Origin of the sequence: Streptomyces sp. 7N604 (genome assembly GCF_052245475.1) — a bacterium.
Taxonomy (GTDB): Bacteria; Actinomycetota; Actinomycetes; order Streptomycetales; family Streptomycetaceae; genus Streptomyces.
This window is the reverse complement of the sequence record NZ_JBQQBX010000001.1, coordinates 110,593-134,099: the sequence shown is the minus strand read 5'-3', so window position 1 is coordinate 134,099 and position 23,507 is coordinate 110,593. Positions and strand designations below refer to the sequence as shown.

Below are 23,507 nucleotides of genomic sequence, written 5' to 3'. Positions count from 1 at the left end.
CGGAAATCCTGGTATGCCCTGCCTTAGCACCCCAATGGATGGCGGTCCCCGAGGCCCCGGATGCGGACTCGGGCCACTCGGGGAGGAGGATGGTGGCAGCATTGATCGGGCAACGGCTCGAAGTGAGGGGATAGATGCAACGCCAGAGCAGGTTCTCCGAGTGGCTGCGCCGTCGTCCGAGGGGCGGTACGGGCGCCGGTACGGGGGCGGGCGCGGCGGACGCCCGCCGCGAGGACCTGCTGCTGTCCGCTGCCGCCGCCGGATTCCCCCTCGCCCAGGCCGCGTATCCCGAAGGCTACGGCTGCTCCTGCGAGCGGATCGGCTGTCCCACCCCGGGGCGGCACCCCGTCTCCTTCGCCTGGCAGACCCAGGCGTCCACCGACGCGGAGCAGGTCGGCCGCTGGCTGCGCGCCCAGCCGCAGGCCAACTTCATCACCGCCACCGGCATCAACCACGACGTCCTCGACGTCCCGGCCGAGGCCGGGCACAGCGCGCTGCAGCGGCTCGAGGCCGAGAGCATCGAGGTCGGGCCTGTCGCCGAGAGCGGCGAAGGGGCGCAGAGCCGCGTGCTGTTCTTCACCGCCACCCGCGGCCACCCGGACGACGAGGACGAGTGGTGGCCGTGCGAACTGGACTGCCACCCCGAGACGATGGACGAGCACCCTGGGCTGCGCTGGCACTGCCGCGGCAGCTATGTGCTCGTACCGCCCGCGCAACTGCCGTCCGAGGGCTCGGTGAGCTGGCTGCGCGGCCCCGAGCGGCCGCTGCCCGATCCGCTCACGCTGCTGGAGGCGCTGACGGACGCGTGTGCCCAGTTCGCGGACGGTAACGCCGAGCACGAGTCGGCGGTCTGGCCGCTGCGGCGGTGAGCGCGGCCGCAGCCGCCGCCTACTTCCCCAGGGTCGCTCAGCCGCCCTTCGCCGACGTCACGCCCTCCAGGCGGTTGAGGAACTCCACCGGGCCCTGCGCCGGTATCCGCACCGCGGACTCCGAGATCCGCGACAGCGACAGCCACGTCCGCGGCTTCCCGGTCACCAGGGCCTTCGCCGTGCCGTCCTTGATCTCGCCGACCCTGAACCCCTCCGCCATCGTCCGCTTTTCCGCGTGGTGGGCCGCGAAGAAGGCCAGCGCGCCGCCGTCGGCCGTCCGCAGTGCCACCGGCGCGTACTGCGGAGGCTTCGCGGGCTGGTCGACGTACTCCGTCCAGAACTGCGGCGTCCGCTGCAGCTTCTTGCGTATCTCGCGCTGCCCCGACGTCGCCTGGCCCTCGGCGAACGTCTCGCCCTCGCCCGTGCGCAGATAGTCCGTGTACGCGGTGCTGAGCTCGCCCGGCTTCACCGCCAGGTCCGGTCCCGCGCCGGGCGTGACGGGCTCGGCCCAGCCGTCCTTGTCGGTCTTGAACTCCGGGACCTCGTCCTCGCTCAGGATCGACAGGTACGCGGCCTTCCACGGCTCGTCGGCCCCGCCACGGGTGAACAGCAGCAGCCAGCGGTTCTCGTCCCGGTTGCTGTCGGCGTCCGCCAGGAAGAACTTCGGCCAGCCGGCCTGCTTCGGGATCGTGTACGCGGCGTCCGTCAGCTTCAGATCGGGGTAGCCCGGGAAGCCGTCGGGCCGGTTGACGCGCTGCGCCCGCACGCCGGGCTGGTTCATCGCCTGGAGCGGCCCGGTTTCGACGCCCGCGAGGGCCGCGGGGTCCGACTCGCGGTACGCCGTGTTGTACCCGTCCGCGAACCGCTCGAGGGCCTTGGCCGCCTCAGCCTTCGTCACCGCCGGGATGATCTCCCGCTCGCCGTGCACCGTCACGCACCCCGTGAGCACCGGCGTCAACAGCGCTGTGGCTGACAGGAACGCCGTCATCTTCGGCAACCTGCGATTCATCGGGCTGGTGCTCCTTCGCGGACTCATTCGGGGCTGCTTGAGTCGGCGCAACCCTACCGGGGGCGAAGAAGAGCGCGAGAGTGGGTACCAGATACAGCACCCAGACGATGACCTGCAGCACCGTCGGATCGGGCTGGAAGTTGACCGTCCCCTTCAGCAGCGTGCCGTACCAGGTGTCCGGCGGGATCGTCGTGCTGATGTCGAACGCCTTGGTGCCCAGGCCCGGCAGGAACCGGGCCTCCTGCAGATCGTGGAAGCCGTACGCCAGCACGCCCGCCGCGACGACCACCAGCAGCCCGCCGGTCCAGGTGAAGAACTTCGCCAGGTTGATCCGCAGCGCGCCCCGGTAGAACAGCCAGCCCATGACCACGGACGTGGCCAGGCCCAGCACCACGCCGATCAGCGGCCGGGCCGTGCCGTCGTCGGTCGCCTTGACCGCCCGCCACACGAACAGCGCGGTCTCCAGGCCCTCCCGGCCCACCGCGAGGAACGCGGTCGCCACCAGCGCGCCCGTGCCGACGGCGAGCGCCTGGTCCAGCTTCCCCTGCAGCTCGGCCTTCAAGTGCCGGGCGGTGCGCCGCATCCAGAAGACCATCCACGTCACCAGGGCGACCGCGACGATGGACAGCGAGCCGCCGAGCAGCTCCTGCGCCTCGAAGGTCAGCGCCTGCGAGCCGTATTCGAGGATGGCGCCGAAGGCCAGGCTCAGGCCGACCGCGATGCCGATCCCGGTCCAGATCGGCCGCAGCGCGTCCCGGCGGCCGGTCTTCACCAGATACGCGACGAGGATGCAGACGACCAGGCTGGCCTCGAGGCCCTCGCGCAGGCCGATCAGGAAGTTGGCGAACATCAGGAGGCCTTCCCCTCGGATCCGGGCGACTCCCCGGTTCCCTCGAAGAGTTCCCGGCCCCACCAGTCGTCCTTGTCCCGGACGCCCGGCGGGACGGCGAACAGCCCGGAACTCACGTGCTGGATGTACTCGTTGAGCACGTCGGCACGTGCCAGGCTCTGCTGGACGGGAACGAACCCGGTGCGTACGTCGCGCTGGTAGGCGATGAAGAACAGCCCGGCGTCGAGCAGGCCGAGCCCGTCCGTGCCGTCGGTGAAGGAGTAGCCCCGGCGCAGGATCCTCGCCCCGCCGTTGTTGTCCGGATGCGCCAGCCGTACGTGCGCGACGTCCGGCATCGCCTTGAGGTCCGGCTCGTCGCGCTCCCGCCGCTTGCCGTACGGAGCGCCCTCGCCCTTCGTACGGCCGATGATGTCCTCCTGCTCCTTGAGGGAGGTGCGGTCCCAGGGCTCGATGCGCATCCGGATGCGGCGGGTAACGACGTAACTGCCGCCCGCCAGCCAGGCGGGGCCGTCCTTCTCGGCGACCCAGACGTGCTTGCGGAGGGAGGGCGCGTCGGTGCCCGCGATGTTGCGGGTGCCGTCCTTGAAGCCCATCAGGTTCCGCGGGGTCTGCGCGTCGGGCGTGGTGGAGGAGGTCTTGCCGAAGCCGAGCTGGGACCAGCGGATGGCGACCTTGCCGAAGCCGATGCGGGCGAGGTTGCGGATGGCGTGCACCGCCACCTGCGGGTCGTCCGCGCACGCCTGCACGCACAGGTCGCCGCCGCTGCGGTCGGGGTCGAGGTTGTCGCCGGGGAAGAGCGGCAGCTCGATCAGGGCTTCGGGCAGCTGCGACTTGAGGCCGAAGCGGTCCTCGCCGTCCTTCTCGAACAGCGTGCGGCCGAAGCCGATGGTGACGGTGAGGCGGGACGGCTTCAGGCCGAGTGCCTCGCCGGTGTCGTCCGGCGGGGCCTCCGGGATGCCGCCGACCGCGCCCTCACCGACCGGGCGGCCCGCGGTCATGGCCGCGGCCGCCTTCGTCCACTCCTTGAGGAGCGCGATCAGCTCCTCGCGCGAGTCCGTCTTCACATCGAAGGCGGCGAAGTGCATCCGGTCCTGGACGGGGGTGGCGATCCCGGCCTGGTGGAGGCCGTGGAAGGGCACCGCCGCGCCCTCGTTCGCGACGGGCCGGGGGTCGCTGCCGGTGCTCAGCGCGGCTGCCGTGCCGCCGGCCGCTGCCGCGCCGAGCGCGAGCCCGGCGCCGCCCCAGCCCAGGAGGGAGCGGCGCGACGGCGCCGCCTGGGCGTCCTGCTCCGTCTGCTCGGTCTTCCCGGCCTGCGCTGCCGTGTCGTCGGTCTCGTCGGCCATCTGCCTGTTTCCCCCCTGCTACTTGACGACGGCGGCGGCGAGCTTGGACAGCGGCTCGGCGAGGGCGTTGACTCCGTCGGACAGCTCCTTGCGCTCGGCCTTGCCGACCTTGTCGTAGGACTCGAAGTCGTACGAGGCCTTGTCCTCGCGGTACTTGTCGAGCAGGCCGCCCAGGGCCGCGAACTGCCTGTCCAGCTCCTTGACCAGCGTGGGGTCGTTCTCGGCCGCGACCGGCTTCAGCAGCTCGTACGACTTCTGCGCGCCCTCGACGTTGGCCTTGAAGTCGACCAGGTCGGTGTGGCTGTAGCGCTCCTCCTCGCCGGTGACCTTGCCGGTGGCGACCTCGTCCAGCAGCTCCTTGGCCCCGTTGGCCATGCCGGCCGGGTTGATGTCGGCCTTGCCGACTCGCTTCTGCCAGTCCTCGAGGTCCTTCACGAGCGTGCCGGCGAGCTCCTTCTCCTTCTCGCCGATCTTCTTGTCCTGCCACAGCGCCTTCTCCAGGCGGTGCCAGCCGGTCCACTCCTGGCCCTTCTCCAGGCCGTCCTCGCGCAGGTCCACCTTCGGGTCGATGTCCCCGAAGGACTCGGCGACCGGCTCGGTGCGCTCCCAGCCGATGCGGGAGGGAGCGTACGCCTTCTTGGCGCCCTCGATGTCGCCCTTCTTCACGGCGTCCGTGAAGACCTTGACCAGTGGCAGGGTCTCGTCGGCCTGCGTCTGCGCGTACTCGCGGTACTCGGCGACGGCCTTGTCCAGGCGCGGATCGCGCTTCTGGGGCGCGCCCTTGCCGGTGGCCTGCACCTTCTGGCGGATGCCGACGCCCTTCATGCCGGGCTTGCAGGCGATCTCGTACGAACCGGCCTTCACCTCGGCGGTGATGTCGGCCGTGGTGCCGGGGCCGATGTTCTCCCGCTCGGTGACGATCCGGTCGCCGGGGGCGTAGATGTAGACCTCGGTGACCTTGGCGCCCTTGTTCTCCACGGCGAGCTTCACATGGCCCGCGGGGAACTCCCTCTTGGACACCTCGCACGCGGTGTCCGACGCGGTGACCTCAATGGCGTCGGAGTCCTTGGCGTCGCTCTTTTCGGCGCAGCCGGCGACGGCGGTCAGGGCCGCTGCGGCGGCGAGGGCGACGGCGGCGCCAGAGGGGTTACGGACGGCTCGCATTCGGGCTCCAGGCAGACTCGGACAATCGTGACGGGCGCTGGGTGAGGCCGCCCTAACTTATCTGAGGCTTACCTGAATAGTTCCCGGGGGGCCAGTGATCCCGGTCTCACTGTTCATCGGCCGGACCGGCTGTCAGTGGGCCATGCCATCATGATCGAGTCGTTGTGCTCCCTTTGCGGCAGCATTTCGTACGGGTGCGACATCTGGGGGGATGGTGGCTCGAACCATGGCTTTCGGCGCGGCTCTTCGGGAGCTGCGCGGCGCGCAGAAGACGGCGAAGGGGGTCTCGCTGTACTCGCGCCACATCAACCGTCCGGCGGGCCGGGTGATCGCCGCTGCGGCCTACCGCTCAGGGCTGACCCCGAATCACGTCACGCTGCTCAGCGCAGCGTTCAGCTTCGGGGCGATCGCGGCCCTCGCGTTCGTCCGGCCCTCGTGGGCGCTCGCCTTCACGGTCTATGCGGGGCTCGCGGTGGGCTTCGCCTTCGACTCGGCGGACGGTCAGCTGGCCCGGCTGCGGGGGCAGAGCAGCCCGGCGGGGGAGTGGCTGGACCACGTGGTGGACTGCGCGAAGATCACCGCGCTGCACGCCGCCGTGCTGATCTCCTTTTACCGGTTCTTTGAACTCCCCGGGCCGGGCTGGCTCCTGCTGCCGCTCGGGTTCCAGTTCGCCGCCGTGGTCACCTTCTTCGGCGGCCTGCTCACCGACAAGCTCAAGCCGAAGGCGGGAGCCTCCGCTCCGCTCACCGCACCTTCGCGCATACGGGCCGTCGCCCTGCTCCCCGTCGACTACGGCGTCTTCTGCGGTGTCTTCCTGCTGCTGGGCAGCGAGCGAGCCTTCCTCGGTGCGTACGCGGCGCTGTTCGCCGTGCATGCCCTGTTCCTGGTGGCCTTCACGGCGAAGTGGTTCCGGGAGCTGACTGCGATACGCCCGGCGTGACGGGGGAGTTCATGACGTCCAGGGCGCGGCGCAGCTGGGTGCTGGACGTGTGAACGGTGTAGGGGAAGTAGACGACCTCGACGCCCACCGTGCTGAAGTCGCGCTCCAGCCGGTCGCCCTTCGGCGTGCCGCGCCAGTCGTCGCCCTTGAAGAGGACGTCGAACCGGACCTGCTTCCAGGTCTCCAGCTTGTCCGGCACGGTCTCCACGAACGCGGCGTCCACGAACCGGATGCTGCGGACGATCTCCAGGCGCTCGACCAGCGGCACCACCGGCGCGCGGCCCTTGGCCAGCTCCGCCATCTCGTCGGAGACGACCCCGGCGACGAGGTAGTCGCACCGGGCGCGGGCGTGTCTGAGGATGTTGAGGTGGCCGACGTGGAAGAGGTCGTACACCCCCGGCGCGTAACCCACGATCTGCGGCATGCGGAATGGAACCCCCCACTCGCGATGCGCTCCCCAGCGCATCTGAGCCACCGACGATAGCCGGGCCGCGGACACTCCCACCGGAACATTGCGAAACCGTGGGCGACCGGAGAAAGACAACATGTTGCACTCTTGAAGAGCTAGGGTGCATTTGATCGACTCTGGGGGGAGGAGATGCGCCATGCCGGAACATGGGGGGCGGCGCCTGCTGCTGGTGTCCACCAACTACGCGCCCGAGCAGGCCGGAATAGGGCCGTACGCAACGCAGATCGCCGAGCATCTGGCCGCGGACGAGCGGCAGGCCGAGGTGCATGTGCTCGCCGGGATGCCGCACTACCCGGCCTGGCGGACCGACCCCGCCTACCGCGGCGTGTGGCGGGCCGAGGAGGAGCGCGCGGGGGTCCTGCTGCACCGCAGGCGGCACACCGTACCGCCGCGCCAGACCGCCGTACGCCGGGCGCTGTACGAGGCGTCGATCCTCGCCCACGGGCTGGCCGCGCCGCCGCGCATGGGCCGGCCCGACGCGGTGCTCGCCCAGCTGCCGAGCCTGGCCGGCGGGGTCATCGGCGCGCGGATCGCTCGGCGGTACGGGGTGCCGTACGTCCCGGTCGTGCAGGACCTGATGGGCGCGGCGGCGGCGCAGAGCGGCATCCGCGGCGGAGGCAGGGCGTCGGCGGCCGCGGCGGGCGCGGTCGAGGCGTACGTGCTCAAGCGCGCCCGGCTGGTCGGCGTCATCCACGAGAGCTTTGTCGACAAGGTGACGGCGATGGGGGTGGCGCGCGACCGGATACGGCTCGTCCCCAACTGGTCGCATGTGGCGCGCCCGTCCCGGCCGCGCGCCGAGATGCGCGCCCGCCTCGGCTGGCGTGAGGGCCGCATCGTCGTCCTGCACTCCGGGAACATGGGCCTCAAGCAGGGCCTCGAAGTCCTCGTCGAGGCCGCCCGTGAGGCACCGGACGTGCACATCGTCCTGATGGGCGACGGCAACCAGCGCGAGCACCTGCGCGCGCTCGGCGCGGGACTGCCCAACCTCCACTTCCTGCCGCCCGCCGAGGAGGCCGAGTTCCCCGACGTGCTCGCCGCCGCCGACGTCCTTGCCGTCACCCAGCGGGCCTCCGTCCTCGACATGAGCATCCCGTCCAAGCTCACCTCGTACTTCGCCGCCGGACGGCCCGTCGTCGCCTCCGTCGCCGAACAGGGCGGCACGGCGGAGGAAGTGCGCCGCTCGGAAGCGGGAGTTCTCGTTCCGCCGGAGAATCCGTCCGCGCTGCTGGCCGCGGTCCGTAAGCTGGCGGAAGACCCCGCCGCCGCGGACGCGCTGGGGTCGCGCGGCCCCGCGTACGTCGACGCCCACCTCAGCCGCGAGGCGGGCCTGGCCCGGATCGCCGGACTGCTCGACGAGGCGCTCGAGGGCCGCCCGGTACGGCCGAGGGGGGCCCGCGGATGACAGCGACGACGACAGATCGTGCCGGTGGCGGCGGGCCGCAGGCGCACGAGGAACCGGACCTGCTGCGCGACCAGTTCAAGCAGCTGCTGCGCTACCGCCTGCTGCTGGTGCTCGGCGTGGTCGTGGGCCTGCTCGGCGGCGCCTGGATCGGCCTCGCGGGCGGCAGGTCGTACGTCGCGACGAGCGAGGTCACCGTACGGCCCGCCAGCGTCGACCCGTTCGCGCCCGGCAGCACCACCCCCGACAAGCAGGTCAGCATCGGCTCCGAGCGGCAGACCGCCGTCAGCAACGCGGTCGCCTCGCGCGCCGCGAAGGACCTGGGCACCCCCGACGACACCGAGAGGCTGCAGGAGGGGCTCCAAGTCACCAACCCGCCCAACACCCTTGTCCTGCGCTTCGCCTACACCGCCTCCTCGCCGGAGACCGCAGCGAAGCGGGCCAACGCCTTCACTCAGGCCTATCTGGACAACCGCAGGAAGCAGACCCAGTCCCTGATCGACAACATGGTCGAGGGCTACGAGAAGCAGCTGAAGCCGCTGGAGAAGCAGCGCGACGAGCTCGCCGAGCAGATCGCGGGCCTGAGCGACGGCCGGAACCTGGACACGACCCTGTCCGTCCAGTCCGGAGTCATCGGCAGAATCTCCGAGCTGAACTCCAGCATCACCAAGCTCAAGGCGCTCGACACCACGCCCGGCTTCGTGGTCCGCACCGCGACCCCGCCCGCCTCGCCCTCTGGGCCGGGCCTGCCCATGATTCTCGGCCTCGGCGCGGCCGTCGGCATCGGCCTCGGGCTGCTCGCCGCATGGGTGCGGCTGGTCTTCGACCCCACGGCGCGCTCCGAGAGCGACGTCGTACGGGCGCTGCGGGCGCCGGTGCTGGGCAGTCTGCCGCGGCCGGGGCGGCGTGGGCGTGCTGCCTCGCTTCTCGCGGAGGGGCGCCTCGCGGAGGAGTACCGCTCGGTCGCCTTCCGGCTCGCGTACGACCAGCGGTTCGCCGACCGGCGCCGGCTGATGGTCGTCGCCCCGCGCGGCGGCATCGACATGGCGGCGGCCGTGTCCGTGAACCTGGCCGCCTCCTTCGTCGAGATGGGCCGCGAGGTCCTGCTCGTCGAGGCCGACCTGCGCACGCCGTCGCTCGCCGCGCGGCTGCGCGCGACCGACGGCATCCGGCCGGGGTGGGCCGCCCGCACGGCCCCGCGCGGCGACGGCGGCTGGCCCACGGGTGAGGAACTCCCCATCGACGCGGGGGAGTCCGGGGCTTTCGACCTGATACCGGGCAGCCGGGTGCGCAACGTCGCGCGGGCGCTGACCTCGGCGCCCGCGAGCCGCCTGATCGCCACGGCCGACGACCCGGAGGCGGTGGTGGTCGTCCTGGCCCCGGCCGTGCTCTCGTACGCCGACGCGATCGCGCTCGCGGACCGCGTCGACGGCGTGCTCGTCGTCTGCGACCCGCGCGAGGTGCGCCGCGACGACCTCGACCGCATACGGGAACTGGTCAGCGGGGCAGGCGGCACGGTGCTGGGAGCGGTCCTCCACGCGGAGGGGAGCGGGCCGCGGCGCGCGACGGCGCCGAAAGGCGCCGGTTCGGGCGCCCGCCGCCGCACGGCTCCCGAACCGGCGACCGTGCCGGCCGACGAGGCGGCCGAGGCCACGGCTGTTGCGGAGGCGGACGGGCCGGGCACCCTGGCCCTACGGGCAGTCGACCCCGCGGACCTCCCGGCCCGCCGGTGACCCTCTCGGAAGCGGGCGGCGGCGACCGTAGGATCGGGACCCGCCTCGGCGTCGTCTGTTCCGTCGCCGATCAAGGCGTGGCCGCGCTCACGAACATCGTCGTGCTCGTCGTGGCCGCGCGGCTGTCCACCGCCGCCGGGTTCTCCGTCTTCTCCCTCGTCTACACGGTCTTCACCGTGCTGCTCGGCGTCTCCGTCTCCTACATCGGCCAGGCGCTGGTCCTGGAGCGCGGCCCGTCGGCCGAGGTGCGGGCCGCGTGCCGGTCGGCCGTGGCGTTCACCGCCGGCGCGTCGACCGCGGTCGGCCTGGCCATGGCCGCCGCGCTGGCCGCCGTACCCGGTGACACCGCCCGCGGACTCGCCGCGCTCGGCCTCGTCCTCCCCGCCGTCCTCACCCAGGACGGCATGCGCTACTGCTTCTCCACCCTTCACCTCCCGCACTACGCCCTCGCCGCCGACCTCGTACGCCTCGCCGCGGCCGTACCCGCCCTCGCCGCGCAGCCGCAGGGCGCGGGCCCCGCTCGACTGATTGCCGTCTGGGGCGTATCCGCGGTCCCCGCCCTCCTCACCGGTGCCGCGCTGCTCTTCCCGCGCCTGCGCGGTCTGCCCGCCGACCCGCGCCGCTTCCTGCGCCGTGGCCATCTCGGGCAGCGGTTCGTCGTCGAGTTCGCCGTCGGCAACGCGTCCAGCCAGCTGGCGATCGTCGGACTCGGCCTGTTCGCGAGTCAGTTGGCGGTCGGCGCACTGCGCGGCGTGACGACGCTCTTCGGCCCGATGAACGTCCTCTTCAACGCCTCGACGGCCTTCGGCCCCCCGCTCCTCAACCGCTATCCCTCCGCGTCCCGCAAAGTCCGCGCGACCGCCCTGCTCGCCGCCGTGCTCGCCGCGGTCGCCGCCGCGTGGGGCGCGGTCCTCATCGCCCTTCCCGACCGCGCGGGCCGCGAACTCCTCGGTGACACCTGGGCCGCGTCGTCCGCGCTCCTCCCGGCGACCGGCAGCCAGTACGCGGCCATCGCCGCCGGTACCTGCGCCCTGCTCACGCTCCGCGTCCTCCGCCCGCGCACGACGCTCCCGATCCAGGTCGTCTTCTCGTCCCTGTCGGTGGGCTTCCTGCTCACCGGTTACGCGCTGGGCGGCGTACTCGGCGCGGCCTGGGGCCTGTGCGCCGGGTCCGCCCTCAAGGCGTGCGCGGCCTGGCTGCGCGTCGCCGTACTGCGCCTCACGGCACGGCGCGGCACCGCGGCACCGACCTCCGCGACCTCCGCAGACCCGGTCAGAGCAGGTCGTCAGGGCCGCCGGGAAACCGGTGCAGATGACGCCCCGCACTGACCATGTCCGTCAGGAGCCGGTAGCCGTCCGGGGCGGAGAGAATCCCGCGCGTCGTGGCGGTCCGTACGAGGTCCATGGTCTGCAGCGCCGTGATGCCGCGCCGCACCGCGTACCTGTAGGCCTCCATGTCGTCCGTGATCCATCGTCCGCCCCGGAACTCGTCCCACTGCTCGATGACATGGCAGGTCTGCGCCTCGCCGAGGTGCTGGAGCGGGCGGCCCCGGTGTCCGCCGAAGACCGCGCGCCGGATGGTCTCCACCCGCCGTACGTCCGCGGCCCGCGTGATCTCCACCGGGTCGCCGAGCCAGCCGCCGACGAAGACCCCGTCCAGCGCGGGCAGATGGCGGACGGACCGCCGCGCCTCGAAGGCGACGGCCTCCGTCCACCGCCCCCGGCTGTCGAGCACCTTCTCGAGCACGTCGATCCGCCGCACCGCCGCGAAGTTGCATAAGACCGTGTTGTCCGGGAACCACCAGGCGCTCATGGAGTGAAGACCGGCTCCCCGGTGGCCGCGTCACCCGCGTCGGCCTCGGCGTCGGGGTCGGTGTCGCCCGCCTCGGCGAGGAGGGTGCGCAGATCGTCCACATCGCTGTCGAGGAGGGCGGCGAGCGGCCGCAGGGTCGTCTCCCCGTCCCGGTACGCGGTGAAGAGCCCGTGCACCAACCGGACCGGCGGCAGCGGGGTGTTGGACGCGGCGGACTGGGTCATATAGGCGTCGATGACGCCGGTCCGCTCGTGGCAGGCCGCCGTTGTCAGCCGCCGGAGCCGCTTTCTGCGCTCGTCGTCTATCAGACCGAGCGCGCGCAGCCGGGCGGCGAGGGCGCTGGGGGAGACGCGATAGCGGGTCACGAGTTCGGCGAACGCCGCGTCGTCGAGCGTGCCGTGAGCGCCCGCGTCCGCGGACCCTGCGGAAGCGCCGGGTCCTGCGGAAGTCCCGGACTCTGCGGAAGTCCCGGACTCTGCGGAAGCCCCGGACTCTGCGGAAGCCCCGGGCCCTGCGGATGTTCCGAAACCTGCGGAAGCCTCGGAAACTCCGGAAGCCTTGGAGACCTCGGACCGGATGTCGTCCTCCGGCATGAGCAGGGCCGCGGCGAAGGCGTTCGCCCGGATCTCGCCCGGCTCGGCCGCGAGCCCCGGCGCCATCCCGCTCTCGGCCAGCAGGTCCTGCGCGTCACCGGCCAGCACATGGCCCAGCTCATGGGCGAGCGTGAATCGCTGCCGCGTCCATACGGGATGCGTGCCGAGGATCGCCAGCCGGAAGCCGTCCGCCTGCCAGCTCAGCCCGTCCATGCCGCCCGGAAGCCGGGTGATGGCGACGTCCACCCCGAAGACCCGCGCCCACGCGGCGATCATCTCGCTGATGTCCAACTCGGCGAGCGGCGGCACCCCCGCGTCCCGCAGTGCAGCGAGCACTCGCTCGGCAAGCCGGTCCCCCTGCTCGTGGGGCGTGCCGCCGGATGGGACGGCCGGGAGCGGCGGCATCTCGGGCGCACGGCCGAGGAGCGAGAGCACGTCGAACGCGGCCGTGTACCGCCCGGCCAGATCCTCGAGCGCCTGCCGGTCGGGCGCCGAGGCGGCCGCGGTCGACCGCGCGGCGAGCGCGGGCCGCGCGGGCGTACGGCCGCCCAGCAGCCAGTCGACCGTGACATCCCCCGCGTCGGCGATCAGCGCCAGCTCGAGCGAGGTGAAGCGGCGCGCCCCGCCGAGCGACTTCGACAGCTTGTCGCCCGTCATACCGATGACCTCGGCGAAGGCAGCCTGACTCGGCGCGACCCGCCCAATGATCGCGCGCACCCGGTCAGCCATGGTCTCGTTCATACCACCAAGCTACGCCCTGCTTGCGAAAATCGCAACGCCCGCCTGCAGCGCCCGGATCGCACCCCGGGATTCCAGACGCTCGCCTTCACCAACTACGGCCACTTCACCAGCCTTCGCGTGGACGACAGCCGTGTTCGTGGGCTGTCGCTCCATCTCGACATGCTGATGCGAGACTGCCGAGCGCACGGCAGCCCTGCCGCTGCCTCTCCTCCGGGTGAAGTCGGTCACGTACGTGCGCGATCACCCGCATCGAAGACGTGGATTCCCCGGCGATCATGCCGTCATCGAAGCCCTGCGCAAGGCATACAGAGCCGTGGTAGGTGAGGTCCTGTAGTCCCTGAGACATCGCTCCAAGCGCTTCGGAAGCCGCGCACTGCGGATGGCCTGGCGCTCGCCGACTCCTCACCGAGCGCATCAGGGGCACCGCTTGCCTGGCCGGTGGTGGCTGATCAGACCGCGAACGGGCCCGGTTCGCCGCGGGGCGGGCGAACCGGGCCCGGGTGGAGCCGCTGCGCAGATCTCGTCAGCCGAGGGTCGCGAGGGCCTCGTTGAAGATCTTCGACGGACGCATGACGGCCGCCGCCTTGGAGGCGTCGGGCTGGTAGTAGCCGCCGATGTCGGCCGGCGAGCCCTGCACCGCGATCAGCTCGTCGACGATGGTCCGCTCCTGCTCGGTCAGCGTCGTGGCGAGGGCCGCGAACGCCTCGGCGAGCTGGACGTCGTCGGTCTGCTTCGCCAGCTCCTGGGCCCAGTAGAGCGCCAGGTAGAAGTGGCTGCCGCGGTTGTCGATGCCACCGAGGCGGCGGCTCGGCGACTTGTTCTCGTTGAGGAAGGTGGCCGTCGCGCGGTCGAGGGTGTCCGCGAGCACCTGGGCGCGCGCGTTGCCCGTCGTCTGCGCGAGGTGCTCGAAGCTGACCGCCAGCGCGAGGAACTCGCCCAGGCTGTCCCAGCGCAGGTAGTTCTCCTTGACGAGCTGCTGCACGTGCTTGGGCGCGGAGCCTCCGGCGCCGGTCTCGAACAGTCCGCCGCCGTGCATGAGCGGGACCACCGAGAGCATCTTGGCGCTCGTGCCGAGCTCCAGGATCGGGAACAGGTCGGTCAGGTAGTCGCGCAGCACGTTGCCGGTGACCGAGATCGTGTCCTCGCCACGGCGGATGCGCTCCAGGGAGAACGCGATCGCGTCGACCGGCGCCATGATCTCGATCTGCAGACCGTCGGTGTCGTGCTCGGGGAGGTACGCCTTGACCTTCTCGATCAGCTGCGCGTCGTGCGCGCGGCCCTCGTCGAGCCAGAACACCGCCGGGTCGCCGGTCGCGCGGGCGCGGGTGACGGCGAGCTTGACCCAGTCCTTGATCGGAGCGTCCTTGGTCTGGCACATGCGGAAGATGTCACCGGCGCCCACGACCTGCTCAAGGACGACGTTGCCGCTCTCGTCGAGCACGCGCACCGTGCCCGTGGTGGGGATCTCGAAGGTCTTGTCGTGGCTGCCGTACTCCTCGGCCTTCTGCGCCATCAGGCCGACGTTGGGCACCGAGCCCATCGTCGCCGGGTCGAAGGCGCCGTTGGCCCGGCAGTCGTCGATGACGACCTGGTAGATCCCGGCGTAGCTGCTGTCGGGGAGGACCGCGAGGGTGTCGGCCTCCTGGCCGTCGGCGCCCCACATGTGGCCGGAGGTACGGATCATGGCCGGCATCGAGGCGTCGACGATGACGTCGCTGGGCACGTGCAGGTTGGTGATGCCGCGGTCGGAGTCGACCATCGCCAGCTCCGGGCCCTCGGCCAGCTCGGCCTCGAAGGACGCCTTGATCTTGGCGCCTTCGGGCAGCGACTCCAGACCCTTGAGGATGCCGCCGAGCCCGTCGTTCGGGGTCAGGCCGGCCGCGGCGAGCGCCTCGCCGTGCTCGGCGAACGTCTTCGGGAAGAACGCCCGGACGACGTGGCCGAAGATGATCGGGTCGGAGACCTTCATCATCGTGGCCTTCAGGTGCACCGAGAACAGCACGCCCTCGGCCTTGGCGCGGGCGACCTGCGCGGTGAGGAACTCGCGCAGCGCGGCCACGCGCATGACGGACGCGTCCACGACCTCGCCCGCCAGCACCGGCACGGACTCGCGCAGGACGGTGGTGCTGCCGTCGTCGCCGGCCAGCTCGATGCGCAGCGAGCCCGCCTCGGCGATGACCGCGGACTTCTCGGTGGAGCGGAAGTCGTCGGCGCCCATGGTGGCGACGTTCGTCTTCGAGTCGGACGTCCAGGCGCCCATCCGGTGCGGGTGGGCCTTGGCGTAGTTCTTCACCGACGCGGGGGCGCGGCGGTCGGAGTTGCCCTCGCGGAGCACCGGGTTGACGGCGCTGCCCTTGACCTTGTCGTAACGGGCGCGGATCTCCCGCTCCTCTTCGGTCTTCGGGTCGTCCGGGTAGTCCGGCAGCGCGTAGCCCTGCTGCTGCAGCTCGGCGATCGCCGCCTTCAGCTGCGGGATCGAGGCCGAGATGTTCGGCAGCTTGATGATGTTGGCCCCGGGCGTCTTGGCCAGCTCACCGAGCTCGGCGAGCGCGTCGTCGATGCGCTGGCCCTCCTCGAGGTGCTCGGGGAAGCCTGCGATGATCCGCCCCGCCAGGGAGATGTCGCGGGTCTCGACACTGACCCCGGCCGTCGAGGCGTACGCCTGGACCACAGGCAGGAACGAGTACGTCGCCAGGGCCGGGGCCTCGTCAGTGTGCGTATAGATGATGGTCGAGTCAGTCACCGCTACTCCGCTTCACGTCGTACATCGTCTCGATGTCAAGATATCTCGTGACCGCCCGTCCCCGACAGCCAGCCCCCGCGTCCGGCTTCCGGGCCGGACCGTAAGCCCGTCACGTACACGTACGGCACCTTCCGCGCCAGCTCCGTGTTGTCGGCAGCGGGCCAGACCGACGCGAGTCTCGGCGCCCGCCGTCCGCCGTCGCCGATCAGGCTAACCGCCGTCTCGAAGCCTGCGAAGAGCAGGCCGAAGGCCGTCTGTCTCCGCAGACGATCCGGCTTGTCTCCAGTAGTACAAGTTCATAGATTTCGAAACCGTGAGGTCCGAATCCGTTCCATCTGGTTGGTCGGCCCTGCTGGCGCTCCAGCAGGCCGCCCACGCCACTCTGCAGGCGCTCGCCGCAGAGCTGGCCGGCCTGGACCTGACCGCCTCAGAGATCAATGTGCTGGCCAACCTCGCTGACGGCCATGGCCGGACCGTGTCCGAACTGAGCGCGGCCGGGGGTATCCGCCCCAACACGCTGACCGGCGTCCTGGACCGTCTGGAACGACGCGGCCACATCACGCGAAGGCGAGGGGGCCGCCCCGGAGACCGCCGGTCGGTGCTCATCGAGCTCACCTCTTCCGGGCGCCTGGCCGCCGCCACGATCCGGAAGGCCATCACCGACCTGGAGCGCCGCGCGCTCGGCCACCTGCCCGCCGACGCGATCGCCGTCCTGCGCGCCTCTCTGCAATGCCTCGCGGAAGGGTCCGGTGACTGAGCTCCAATCGTCGGCACGGCCCGGAGAGCTCGGCGTCCGCGCTCGGCCCGTCCGAGACGTCGTGCACCTGTACCGGCTGTTCCGGCCAGTCGGGTCACAGATCGCGGCCGTGATCTGTGGACCGCATCCCCTACTCAGTCGCGGGTCGCGCCGTCGGGCCAGATCACCTGGACGGGCACGCCGATGCGCCGGGCGTAGGCGACCACATCGGCCGTGCCGCCGTAGCCGCGGGCGGGTCGGCCGTCCCAGACCGCCAAGAGCTCATCGACGATGCCGACCATGACTTCGCTACCGGCCATGTGAGCCTGGGCGTCGGAGTCCGCGAGGCCTGTGCGGTGAACGTCGGTGGCACGCTGCATGAGGGCGTCGTACGTGGGCCGGTGCCAGGCGGGGAGGCCCGCGCGGTAGCTCTCGGCCGGGACGACGACTTCGAGCTGACCCCCGTGGCGGAGAATACTCTCCGCGAACCACGCGTCGGGGCCGTCGGCGACGCAGGAGACCCCGACGAGGTCGTCGGCGGAGAGGCCGCGCATCACATCCTCGATCGCGGTACGCACATGCCGCGCCACGTTCTCCGGCAATCCTCGATGTCCCGTGATTCCCAGCCGCATCCTGACTCCCCCTCTCGTCTTCTGCCGTCCCGCGCTGCTGCTACAGGTAGACGCCGTGCAGCCGATCGTCGAAGTCCCGCACGACCTTCGGCGGGGTCGCGCTCGTGATGGCACGCCGGAAGGTACGGGCTCGCTCCACCACCCGTCCGGACCGGTACTGGATTCCGGTTTCAACGGCCCGTGTAGCGAGCGCGAACGCGGCGTCCACCCGTCCGGCTGCCAAGTGACCGGCTGCGGTATCCAGCGTGAGCAGCGCCTGTTGCTTGGCGTGCCCGGATGGCTTCGGCATCGGGCCGGCCTGCGCTGCAAACACCCATTGATGCAACCCAAGCCGCGCTCCACAGGACACCCGGCAGGCAGTCACCTTGGCCTCTGTCAAGGTTCCTATGACGCCATGGACAGCACTACGCGCCACGAGCGCCACGGCCTGCCGTGCCACGGAGCATCAGCCGCCGCAGTTCACGGCGCCTCGGCGTGCGGTGCCGCTCCGTGTTCCGGCACAACAACGGCCCCCGCCGTGTGGCGAGGGCCGGTCACTCGGGGGTCTGTTGCGGGTGCTCAGGCGTCGAACTCTCCGCCCTTGACACCATCGACGAACGCCTTCCAGTCGTCCGCCGGGAAGACGAGCGCGGGGCCGTGCGGGTCCTTGCTGTCTCGGACGGGGACAACACCTGAGTCGGCGAACGACGGTGCCCACTCAACACAGTTGCCGCCCCCATTGCCGCTATAGCTCGACTTGACCCACTCCGCGCGGGAGAGGTCAGGTGTGGTGCTCATGTCGGAAGTGCCTCCATTACGGACTGGATGAATGCCGCCGAGTCCTGTGGCGACAGGGCTGACGCCCTCAGCAGATCGTATGCCCGCTGACGGTCCGCAACGCTCTCCAGGTCTTCCAACAATGTGCCGGTTGTGATGCTCTCTTCGTAGGCCACCCGCGCGCCATCATCCAAGGTCATCAGCGTCAGAGAACCGCCTACCAACGCATGTCCCCCGTGTTCGAATGGGAGAACCTGCACCATGGTTGTCTGCGTGAGCGTCAGCTCAGCGAGGTGGGCTAGTTGTGCCCGCATCACAGCGGGTCCGCCGAAGCCACGTCGGAGCACTGCCTCGTCTAGTACAGCTGAGTAGTCCAACGGCGGGCCAGCCCGCAGCCACGCTTGGCGGCTCATGCGCGCCGTGACCAGCTCCTCAATCCTGTCTCGCGCTGCCCAGGGGTTAGCTTCCCTGAACTGAGCGCGTGCGTAGTCCTCCGTCTGCATGAGCCCCGGCACAATCTGACCGCTGTACTCCCCGATCACCTGCGCTCGTGCCTCAAGATCCATGCGGCGCTGGAACTGATCCGGGTGGATCTCCTTGCTCGCCAGCCGGTACAGCTCCTCAAAGATGCCGTCCGTACCGAAGGCAACATCCAACCGGGGCGGCAGATCGGGCGGTGGCATCGACTCTGCCGTCTCGATGCGGGACAGGTGACTACGGCTGATGTTCACGACGTCTGACAGCGCCTCAAGGCTCATGCCTCCCCGCTCTCGATGAGCGCGCATCTTCGCGCCGAACAGGTGCCGGGCGCTTCGATCGGGTGTCAGTTCGCGCGGACGTGCGGGCACGGTACATCTCCCATCTCCCCAACGACGACAGGGGACATGAATGCCTACTGATTGCTGTCGTAAGGGGGCAACGCTTGAGGTGCGCAAGATAACTGATGCCCCATCGGGGCTGCTGGCGAACCAACGGAGCAGTAGGCATGGCGACGGAGCGGCGAGCAGTGAAGAAGATCAGGGAAGCTGAGAAGGCACGCGAGGCACTCGGCGCGGCACTCCGCCGCGCAGGTATCCAGCTCCCTGCGATGGACACCCGAACGTATGGGGGCGCGGACGAGTTCGGTTACGCCCTCGTGAGCCTCGGGGAGTGCTCCGCGATCGTGGCCCGCAAGTTGGCGGCCGTCATCGAGAAGGGGGCAGCGCGGTGACCCGGCGGGTGTTCCGTTACGTCCCGTTCACCATCGAGCAGGACGAGACGGCAGAGCCCGAGTACGAAGCCCGTTGCGTGTCCGGTGACGAAGCCGAGTGCGGCGCGCAGTCCGGTATGCACAGCCACCCGCGGCCCGTCGAGCAGTGGCAGCGCAGGCACACGCAGGAGACTGGGCACCTGCGCTACCGCCGGGACTTCGGCGACTACGCGGTTATGCAGCCCCCCGGCGGAGCTGGGCGAGCTGCTGCGGGTGAACGGGGGTACGGCGTGACGTTCGCCCTCGCCCTTGAGCGTCCATGGCGCGATGTGTGGCCACTGGTCGCGCAGACGGACGACGGTAACCGGTGGGTGACGGGTGCCTGTTGGCTGTACTGCCGACGGAAGGCGTGCGCGTGCTGTGGGTCGGGTGCGTGGCTACCCCCGGCGCGATGGGCGACGCGTACGCGTGTGGGCCGTGCATCGCGGAGCTTGACCGCATGGTGCGCGTCCAGTCGCACGGGCGGGACGGGATAGCCGACCGCGCCGGGCAGTCCGCGACGCTCGCCGTGCCCGCTCACGCACCCCCGCCGCGTGCGCTGCCCTCGGGCGGGTCCGGTGGCCGTCATCGGCTGCCCCGTCGCAAGCGGTCCCCCGTAGCCCTACCGGTCGGAAGACGCGATGACCAAGACCGAGACGTGCGAGCACCGGCAGACCGAGAAGCGCAACGGCAAGACCTACTGCCGCACCTGTAAGCGACAGCTCTACCTATGAGACTCCCGCCCCCTGCCGGGGAAGACCTGTTTCCATTCCCTACGGCAACAAGCCCCCCGTAGGGGGCGGGCAAGACCCCGCCCGGCTGTATGCGTGACGGTCGGCAGTCGTGCGGTTTCAAGGAAACAACAGCCAAGGAGAATCATGGATTACATGTTGGCCAACGGTGGCGACGGATTGCCCGGCGAGCCTGCCCCGCCGCCCCCGCCGCCCACTCCGGATGGTGGCCCCGGCGTCCCCAACCCGCCCAAGCAGTAAGGCTGTCCTACCAGTGACCGCCAACGCACACCAGGAGCGCCCCAGCCGCACAGAGCTGGGGCGCGTCCTCATGGCTGCTGGAGCTCTTTCTTCGGATTGGGCACCTGCGTACGCCAGGGTTCCGCGCTCCGCATTCCTTCCGGATCTCATGTGGCCTTTCGACATGAGGGCAGGGAAGAGCGTTCCCGTATCCAAGTCGAGTGATCCGGCTGTCTGGCAGGAGTACGCCGACTCAGATGTGCCGATCGTCACGCAATGGGACGACGGCACGCACACCGGCACCGATCCGGGGAAGGTGTCTACGTCTTCCGCATCCATGCCTAGCGTGGTGTTCCGGATGCTGAAAGAGCTAGACGTGTCGGCGGGAATGCGCGCGCTGGAAGTCGGGACGGGTACCGGCTGGAACGCCGCACTACTCGCTTATCGGTTGGGCGCTGAGAATGTCGTCACGGTCGAGGTTGACCGGGCCGTTGCCGACGCAGCACGCACGGCCCTTGAACGGTGTGGAATGCCTGTGCGTGCCGTCCATGGCGACGGATTCGCGGGATACCCCGAAGGTGCACCGTACGACCGGATCATTGCTACCTGCGGACTCCGGGCCATCCCGTTTGCGTGGGTGGAACAGTCCCAACCGCGCGGGGTCATCGTGGTCCCCTGGGGGACGCACTACGGCAATGGTGACGCCGTTGCCCGGCTGGTCGTTGCCGACGACAGAGAGAGCGCGTCAGGACCCTTCACGGGGCCTGTGGAGTTCATGAAGTTGAGGTCTCAGCGCCTGTCGTCAGTTGAGCACTCCGAATACGTCACGGGCAGCGTGGCCGATCGTGAGAAGTCGTCCACCACGATCACGGAAGACGACTTCATGGGGGAGGACCGATTCAGCCCCCAGCGTTTCGCCGTGGGTCTCCGTATGCGGGATTGCCTGTATGTCATGGCCGACAAGCGTGACGGCGCACGGGCCGTTTGGTTCTACGGACTCAATGACCGCTCATGGGCGTGCGTCGTGTTCCGCGATGGGGACACGGCGTCCGTCTGGCAATCCGGCCCCCGCCAACTCTGGGACGAGGCGGAAGCGGCCTACCGATGGTGGGAAGCGAAGGGCAAGCCGGGGCATGAGCGGTTCGGGCTCACCGTGACAGCGGAAGGGCAGACCGCGTGGCTGGACGACCCGGCCGATTCCTGGCCGGTGTAGCCGCCAAACTGGTCCTGCTCGTCTGCTCCCCGTGGCAGATGGGCGGGGCCGCTCTTACGCGCTTGGGGCCGACCCTTCCGGCTTCTGTACGGCCACGTACGTACCGCGCCCGGACACCGCGTACACGAGCCCTTCCTCGGCCAGTACGGCAATCGCGCGGCGGACGGTGGGGCGGGACAGCCCGTACTCGTCGGCGAGGGCGTTCTCGCCGGGAATGGCGCGGTTGGGTTTCCAGTCGCCCCGCTTCACACGTGCGCGCAAGATCCCCGCGAGCTGCTGAAACGGCGCCTCGGGTGCGTCGCGCTCCACCTGGTCATCCGGCCCGTACTTCATGAACCGACGGTATCCGGCCGGTGCCATAGCGGCACTCCCTGACAGGCCCATACAAGCCTTTACAGGCTTTTACAGGTAGGGCTAGGGTCGACCACGAAAAGACCCCCGCGACGCGGCGAACGTCCGGGGGCGTGGCCCATCAGCTTTAAGGGAGCTGACGAACGTGACCGACCTTATCGCGCGCGCCGTGGCGCGCCTGTGCTCGCTGCTATTCCCCACACGCGGGAAGCACCGCGCCATCCCTGCCCCCGCACCGGAACTGGCGCCCGCCCGGACGGCGTGCCCCCGGCGCCCGCTGCCGGAGCACAAGAGCCCGTATGTCCGCGAGGCGGCCGAGCGGCGGCCGTTCATGGACACGCTCAGCCCGGTACGCCCCTACGTCACGACACCCGCCCGCAGGCGCCCGGACGACCCGGAGCGCGGGGCGCAGGCCGAACGGCGCTGGGCGTTGGAAATGGCGCTGCGCGGTATCGACGTGGGACCGGCCACGATTCACGGCGTGCACGTGCGCGCCGGTAGCCGCACGCTGCGCGTGGCGGTGGGCGTATGACCGACGTCGTGTGCTGCCGTTGCCAGCGCAAGACGTTCGCCGCCCGTGGCGGTGCGGCACGTCGAGCGGGCGAGCGGTCCCAGCGTGACGGTGTACGCGTGCCCCGACTGCGCGCCCCACATCACCCCCGGTCCCCTCCCGGTAGAGGACGACTCTCCGCCGACGCGCGGCTGAGTCGCTGCCGACACCCTGCCCCGTCCGGACCCGTGCCGGCCGGGGCTTCGTCGTCCCGGGGCGCCGCGGGGACGGCGGGACGTGGGGGACGCTGTTCCCGGGCTTCCCTCTGCGTCCCCCCTCGTTGTCCTCACGCAGACGGACGGGGGTGACCCAGATACCCAACAAAGGGGCAATGAGTGATCTTGAAGCCGCGAACGGCCTGGTCAGCGCCGCGTGATTCGGGCGCATCTCCGGGGTCCTGGAACTGTCCGCCGTGGCGTTCCCGCTGCTCAACACCCCTGCCGCAGTAACCCGAGGGCATGTGACCCACGGTGCAACGAGGCCCCGAGGAGGCCGGAATCTGGGACGAACACCAACCCGCTATACGGCGTTGGGCTGTAGGTTGTGGCCCCTGATCCGAACGAGGGACGGGGAGAGACGGCGGTGTCTGAATCTGAGTCCGACCAGGTGACGGCGAAGGATCATCGGTGGGGCATTTGGGTCACGGCAGGCGCGGCTGTGCTTGCAGCACTTATCACAGGGATCCTGGGTCTTCTTGGCTCCGATGATTCAGGTGGGGAGACCGCAAATACCACCGCGGAGACCACTCCACCGCCGAGCCCGAGCCGTTCCGCGGCGTCCTCCAGTTCCTCCGCTTCCAGCACGCCCACACCATTACCCGAACCGGAGCCTGTCACCGCCACGGGCCTCAACCTGCCCAACGACTACTACTTCTCGCTAACCGATGATCCGATCAGGCCGCGTGAAGGCCTGAATGGCGACTTCTCGTACTCGAACGGCACCCATGTCAATTCGGACTCGAACGACGGGGCCGGGAAGCTGGTTCTCCTGGATCCCGGCCAAGAAGGTTCCTTGAAGGTGTGTAGGTCTGACACCCGATACACCGAGAACATCGATGTCCCACGTCTGAGCAAAGGGGCTCAGATCTGTGTCATTAAGGCCGGTCACGTCGGACTGGTGACCGTACGGGCGATGCCTGACGACCAAGCACCCAGCCAATATTTCACCCTGGACGTCAAGATCTGGCGTAACGCTGTGCCCTCCGATCCGGAAAACTGAGCGAGACCAACCCTCGGGCTTTGGCCGGGACCAACGTAGTCGGGGGATGGAACAACGGAACGAAGACCGCCAGTGGCCTTGCCGCAGATACGGAGCCGCTTCACGCAACGGGGGCCACTGGGGGAGCGCCACGGCGGACAGTGCCGGGACCCCGGAGATGCGCCCGAATCACGCGACGCTGACCAGG

The 23,507-nt window shown here is 70.3% G+C and carries 24 protein-coding genes and 1 pseudogene; 12 read left to right on the top strand and 13 right to left on the bottom strand.

Annotated features, from left to right (window positions below; genetic code table 11):
* Positions 1-134: 134 nt before the first annotated feature.
* On the top strand, positions 135-869 hold the full coding sequence (locus ACTWP8_RS00605) for a bifunctional DNA primase/polymerase (protein ID WP_443315920.1): 735 nt from the start codon (positions 135-137) through the stop codon (positions 867-869).
* Positions 870-906: 37 nt separating this feature from the next.
* On the opposite strand, the gene ACTWP8_RS00600 is transcribed toward ACTWP8_RS00605, so the two are convergent.
* The 4 genes from ACTWP8_RS00600 to efeO are packed head-to-tail and all read right to left on the bottom strand — an operon-like array spanning position 907 to position 5,235.
* The gene (locus ACTWP8_RS00600) at positions 907-1,767 is read right to left on the bottom strand and encodes a hypothetical protein (RefSeq protein ID WP_443320151.1); all 861 of its coding nucleotides are present in this window, start codon (positions 1,765-1,767) and stop codon (positions 907-909) included.
* Positions 1,754-2,728, bottom strand: a complete 975-nt coding sequence (efeU, locus tag ACTWP8_RS00595) for an iron uptake transporter permease EfeU (protein WP_443320150.1) — start codon at positions 2,726-2,728, stop codon at positions 1,754-1,756. The genes ACTWP8_RS00600 and efeU overlap by 14 nt, the downstream gene beginning before the upstream one ends.
* Positions 2,728-4,071 carry an iron uptake transporter deferrochelatase/peroxidase subunit gene (gene efeB / locus ACTWP8_RS00590; protein WP_443320149.1) on the bottom strand — a complete coding sequence of 448 codons (1,344 nt, stop codon included), beginning with the start codon at positions 4,069-4,071 and terminating at the stop codon, positions 2,728-2,730. The genes efeU and efeB overlap by 1 nt, the downstream gene beginning before the upstream one ends.
* Positions 4,072-4,089: 18 nt before the next feature.
* Positions 4,090-5,235, bottom strand: coding sequence for an iron uptake system protein EfeO (gene efeO, locus ACTWP8_RS00585; protein WP_443320148.1), 1,146 nt, complete (start codon positions 5,233-5,235; stop codon positions 4,090-4,092).
* A 226-nt stretch (positions 5,236-5,461) separates the two neighbouring features.
* Here efeO and ACTWP8_RS00580 point away from each other — a divergent pair, with 226 nt between their 5' ends.
* A complete protein-coding gene (locus ACTWP8_RS00580) occupies positions 5,462-6,175 on the top strand; it encodes a CDP-alcohol phosphatidyltransferase family protein (protein WP_443320147.1) in 714 nt (237 codons plus the stop codon).
* Here ACTWP8_RS00580 and ACTWP8_RS00575 read toward each other — a convergent pair.
* On the bottom strand, positions 6,129-6,599 hold the full coding sequence (locus ACTWP8_RS00575; protein WP_443315914.1) for an adenylyltransferase/cytidyltransferase family protein: 471 nt from the start codon (positions 6,597-6,599) through the stop codon (positions 6,129-6,131). The genes ACTWP8_RS00580 and ACTWP8_RS00575 overlap by 47 nt on opposite strands.
* Positions 6,600-6,780: 181 nt before the next feature.
* Between ACTWP8_RS00575 and ACTWP8_RS00570 the strand changes: the two genes are divergently transcribed.
* The 3 genes from ACTWP8_RS00570 to ACTWP8_RS00560 are packed head-to-tail and all read left to right on the top strand — an operon-like array spanning position 6,781 to position 11,104.
* Positions 6,781-8,046: a glycosyltransferase family 4 protein gene (locus tag ACTWP8_RS00570; RefSeq protein ID WP_443320146.1), complete on the top strand. Its 1,266-nt coding sequence runs from the start codon at positions 6,781-6,783 to the stop codon at positions 8,044-8,046.
* Complete coding sequence (locus ACTWP8_RS00565) at positions 8,043-9,776, top strand: lipopolysaccharide biosynthesis protein (protein WP_443320145.1); 1,734 nt, start codon at positions 8,043-8,045, stop codon at positions 9,774-9,776. The genes ACTWP8_RS00570 and ACTWP8_RS00565 overlap by 4 nt, the downstream gene beginning before the upstream one ends.
* Before the next feature lie 32 nt (positions 9,777-9,808).
* Positions 9,809-11,104: a hypothetical protein gene (locus tag ACTWP8_RS00560; protein WP_443320434.1), complete on the top strand. Its 1,296-nt coding sequence runs from the start codon at positions 9,809-9,811 to the stop codon at positions 11,102-11,104.
* On the opposite strand, the gene ACTWP8_RS00555 is transcribed toward ACTWP8_RS00560, so the two are convergent.
* Together ACTWP8_RS00555 and ACTWP8_RS00550 are read right to left on the bottom strand one after the other, a co-directional pair.
* Entirely contained in the window at positions 11,049-11,588 is a 540-nt protein-coding gene (locus ACTWP8_RS00555) for a hypothetical protein (RefSeq protein WP_443320144.1), read from the bottom strand. The genes ACTWP8_RS00560 and ACTWP8_RS00555 overlap by 56 nt on opposite strands.
* Positions 11,585-12,922: an ImmA/IrrE family metallo-endopeptidase gene (locus ACTWP8_RS00550; protein ID WP_443320143.1), complete on the bottom strand. Its 1,338-nt coding sequence runs from the start codon at positions 12,920-12,922 to the stop codon at positions 11,585-11,587. The genes ACTWP8_RS00555 and ACTWP8_RS00550 overlap by 4 nt, the downstream gene beginning before the upstream one ends.
* A 42-nt stretch (positions 12,923-12,964) precedes the next feature.
* Here ACTWP8_RS00550 and ACTWP8_RS00545 point away from each other — a divergent pair.
* Positions 12,965-13,102 (top strand): annotated as a pseudogene (locus tag ACTWP8_RS00545) (aminotransferase); the annotation flags it as partial.
* A 343-nt stretch (positions 13,103-13,445) separates the two neighbouring features.
* On the opposite strand, the gene ACTWP8_RS00540 reads toward ACTWP8_RS00545, so the two are convergent.
* A complete protein-coding gene (locus tag ACTWP8_RS00540; protein ID WP_443320142.1) occupies positions 13,446-15,665 on the bottom strand; it encodes an NADP-dependent isocitrate dehydrogenase in 2,220 nt (739 codons plus the stop codon).
* A gap of 313 nt (positions 15,666-15,978) precedes the next feature.
* On the opposite strand from ACTWP8_RS00540, the gene ACTWP8_RS00535 reads away from it, so the two are divergent.
* Positions 15,979-16,422 carry a MarR family winged helix-turn-helix transcriptional regulator gene (locus ACTWP8_RS00535; RefSeq protein ID WP_443320141.1) on the top strand — a complete coding sequence of 148 codons (444 nt, stop codon included), beginning with the start codon at positions 15,979-15,981 and terminating at the stop codon, positions 16,420-16,422.
* 134 nt (positions 16,423-16,556) lie between these two features.
* On the opposite strand, the gene ACTWP8_RS00530 is transcribed toward ACTWP8_RS00535, so the two are convergent.
* From ACTWP8_RS00530 to ACTWP8_RS00515, 4 genes are all read right to left on the bottom strand, one after another.
* Positions 16,557-17,033 (bottom strand): hypothetical protein, encoded by a 477-nt coding sequence (locus tag ACTWP8_RS00530; protein WP_443320140.1) that lies wholly within the window; start codon positions 17,031-17,033, stop codon positions 16,557-16,559.
* 40 nt (positions 17,034-17,073) lie between these two features.
* Positions 17,074-17,322 (bottom strand): hypothetical protein, encoded by a 249-nt coding sequence (locus ACTWP8_RS00525; RefSeq protein WP_443320139.1) that lies wholly within the window; start codon positions 17,320-17,322, stop codon positions 17,074-17,076.
* A 269-nt stretch (positions 17,323-17,591) separates the two neighbouring features.
* Complete coding sequence (locus tag ACTWP8_RS00520) at positions 17,592-17,810, bottom strand: DUF397 domain-containing protein (protein WP_443320138.1); 219 nt, start codon at positions 17,808-17,810, stop codon at positions 17,592-17,594.
* Positions 17,807-18,637, bottom strand: a complete 831-nt coding sequence (locus ACTWP8_RS00515; RefSeq protein WP_443320137.1) for a helix-turn-helix domain-containing protein — start codon at positions 18,635-18,637, stop codon at positions 17,807-17,809. Before ACTWP8_RS00515 ends, ACTWP8_RS00520 begins: the two co-directional genes overlap by 4 nt.
* A gap of 137 nt (positions 18,638-18,774) precedes the next feature.
* On the opposite strand from ACTWP8_RS00515, the gene ACTWP8_RS00510 reads away from it, so the two are divergent.
* From ACTWP8_RS00510 to ACTWP8_RS00500, 3 genes are all read left to right on the top strand, one after another.
* Positions 18,775-18,999, top strand: coding sequence for a hypothetical protein (locus ACTWP8_RS00510; protein ID WP_443320136.1), 225 nt, complete (start codon positions 18,775-18,777; stop codon positions 18,997-18,999).
* On the top strand, positions 18,939-19,514 hold the full coding sequence (locus ACTWP8_RS00505; RefSeq protein ID WP_443320135.1) for a DUF7848 domain-containing protein: 576 nt from the start codon (positions 18,939-18,941) through the stop codon (positions 19,512-19,514). Before ACTWP8_RS00510 ends, ACTWP8_RS00505 begins: the two co-directional genes overlap by 61 nt.
* A gap of 508 nt (positions 19,515-20,022) precedes the next feature.
* Complete coding sequence (locus ACTWP8_RS00500) at positions 20,023-21,201, top strand: methyltransferase domain-containing protein (protein WP_443320134.1); 1,179 nt, start codon at positions 20,023-20,025, stop codon at positions 21,199-21,201.
* Between the two features lie 54 nt (positions 21,202-21,255).
* Here the strand turns inward: ACTWP8_RS00500 and ACTWP8_RS00495 are convergent, their stop codons facing one another.
* Positions 21,256-21,534: a GntR family transcriptional regulator gene (locus ACTWP8_RS00495; protein ID WP_443320133.1), complete on the bottom strand. Its 279-nt coding sequence runs from the start codon at positions 21,532-21,534 to the stop codon at positions 21,256-21,258.
* A gap of 163 nt (positions 21,535-21,697) precedes the next feature.
* On the opposite strand from ACTWP8_RS00495, the gene ACTWP8_RS00490 reads away from it, so the two are divergent.
* Complete coding sequence (locus ACTWP8_RS00490) at positions 21,698-22,084, top strand: hypothetical protein (RefSeq protein WP_443320132.1); 387 nt, start codon at positions 21,698-21,700, stop codon at positions 22,082-22,084.
* Positions 22,085-22,684: 600 nt separating this feature from the next.
* Complete coding sequence (locus ACTWP8_RS00485; RefSeq protein WP_443320131.1) at positions 22,685-23,320, top strand: hypothetical protein; 636 nt, start codon at positions 22,685-22,687, stop codon at positions 23,318-23,320.
* The last annotated feature ends 187 nt before the right edge of the window (positions 23,321-23,507 follow it).

What these genes read in the sequence shown, in the direction of transcription:
- ACTWP8_RS00495 (WP_443320133.1), bottom strand. Translation starts at nt 21,534, where the DNA reads ATGAAGTACGGGCCGGATGACCAGGTGGAGCGCGACGCACCCGAGGCG.
- ACTWP8_RS00525 (WP_443320139.1), bottom strand. Translation starts at nt 17,322, where the DNA reads ATGCCGAAGCCATCCGGGCACGCCAAGCAACAGGCGCTGCTCACGCTG.
- ACTWP8_RS00520 (WP_443320138.1), bottom strand. Translation starts at nt 17,810, where the DNA reads ATGAGCACCACACCTGACCTCTCCCGCGCGGAGTGGGTCAAGTCGAGC.
- efeO (WP_443320148.1), bottom strand. Translation starts at nt 5,235, where the DNA reads ATGCGAGCCGTCCGTAACCCCTCTGGCGCCGCCGTCGCCCTCGCCGCC.
- ACTWP8_RS00550 (WP_443320143.1), bottom strand. Translation starts at nt 12,922, where the DNA reads ATGAACGAGACCATGGCTGACCGGGTGCGCGCGATCATTGGGCGGGTC.
- ACTWP8_RS00555 (WP_443320144.1), bottom strand. Translation starts at nt 11,588, where the DNA reads ATGAGCGCCTGGTGGTTCCCGGACAACACGGTCTTATGCAACTTCGCG.
- ACTWP8_RS00565 (WP_443320145.1), top strand. Translation starts at nt 8,043, where the DNA reads ATGACAGCGACGACGACAGATCGTGCCGGTGGCGGCGGGCCGCAGGCG.
- ACTWP8_RS00570 (WP_443320146.1), top strand. Translation starts at nt 6,781, where the DNA reads ATGCCGGAACATGGGGGGCGGCGCCTGCTGCTGGTGTCCACCAACTAC.
- efeB (WP_443320149.1), bottom strand. Translation starts at nt 4,071, where the DNA reads ATGGCCGACGAGACCGACGACACGGCAGCGCAGGCCGGGAAGACCGAG.
- ACTWP8_RS00575 (WP_443315914.1), bottom strand. Translation starts at nt 6,599, where the DNA reads ATGCCGCAGATCGTGGGTTACGCGCCGGGGGTGTACGACCTCTTCCAC.
- ACTWP8_RS00530 (WP_443320140.1), bottom strand. Translation starts at nt 17,033, where the DNA reads ATGCGGCTGGGAATCACGGGACATCGAGGATTGCCGGAGAACGTGGCG.
- ACTWP8_RS00605 (WP_443315920.1), top strand. Translation starts at nt 135, where the DNA reads ATGCAACGCCAGAGCAGGTTCTCCGAGTGGCTGCGCCGTCGTCCGAGG.
- ACTWP8_RS00580 (WP_443320147.1), top strand. Translation starts at nt 5,462, where the DNA reads ATGGCTTTCGGCGCGGCTCTTCGGGAGCTGCGCGGCGCGCAGAAGACG.
- ACTWP8_RS00510 (WP_443320136.1), top strand. Translation starts at nt 18,775, where the DNA reads ATGGCGACGGAGCGGCGAGCAGTGAAGAAGATCAGGGAAGCTGAGAAG.
- efeU (WP_443320150.1), bottom strand. Translation starts at nt 2,728, where the DNA reads ATGTTCGCCAACTTCCTGATCGGCCTGCGCGAGGGCCTCGAGGCCAGC.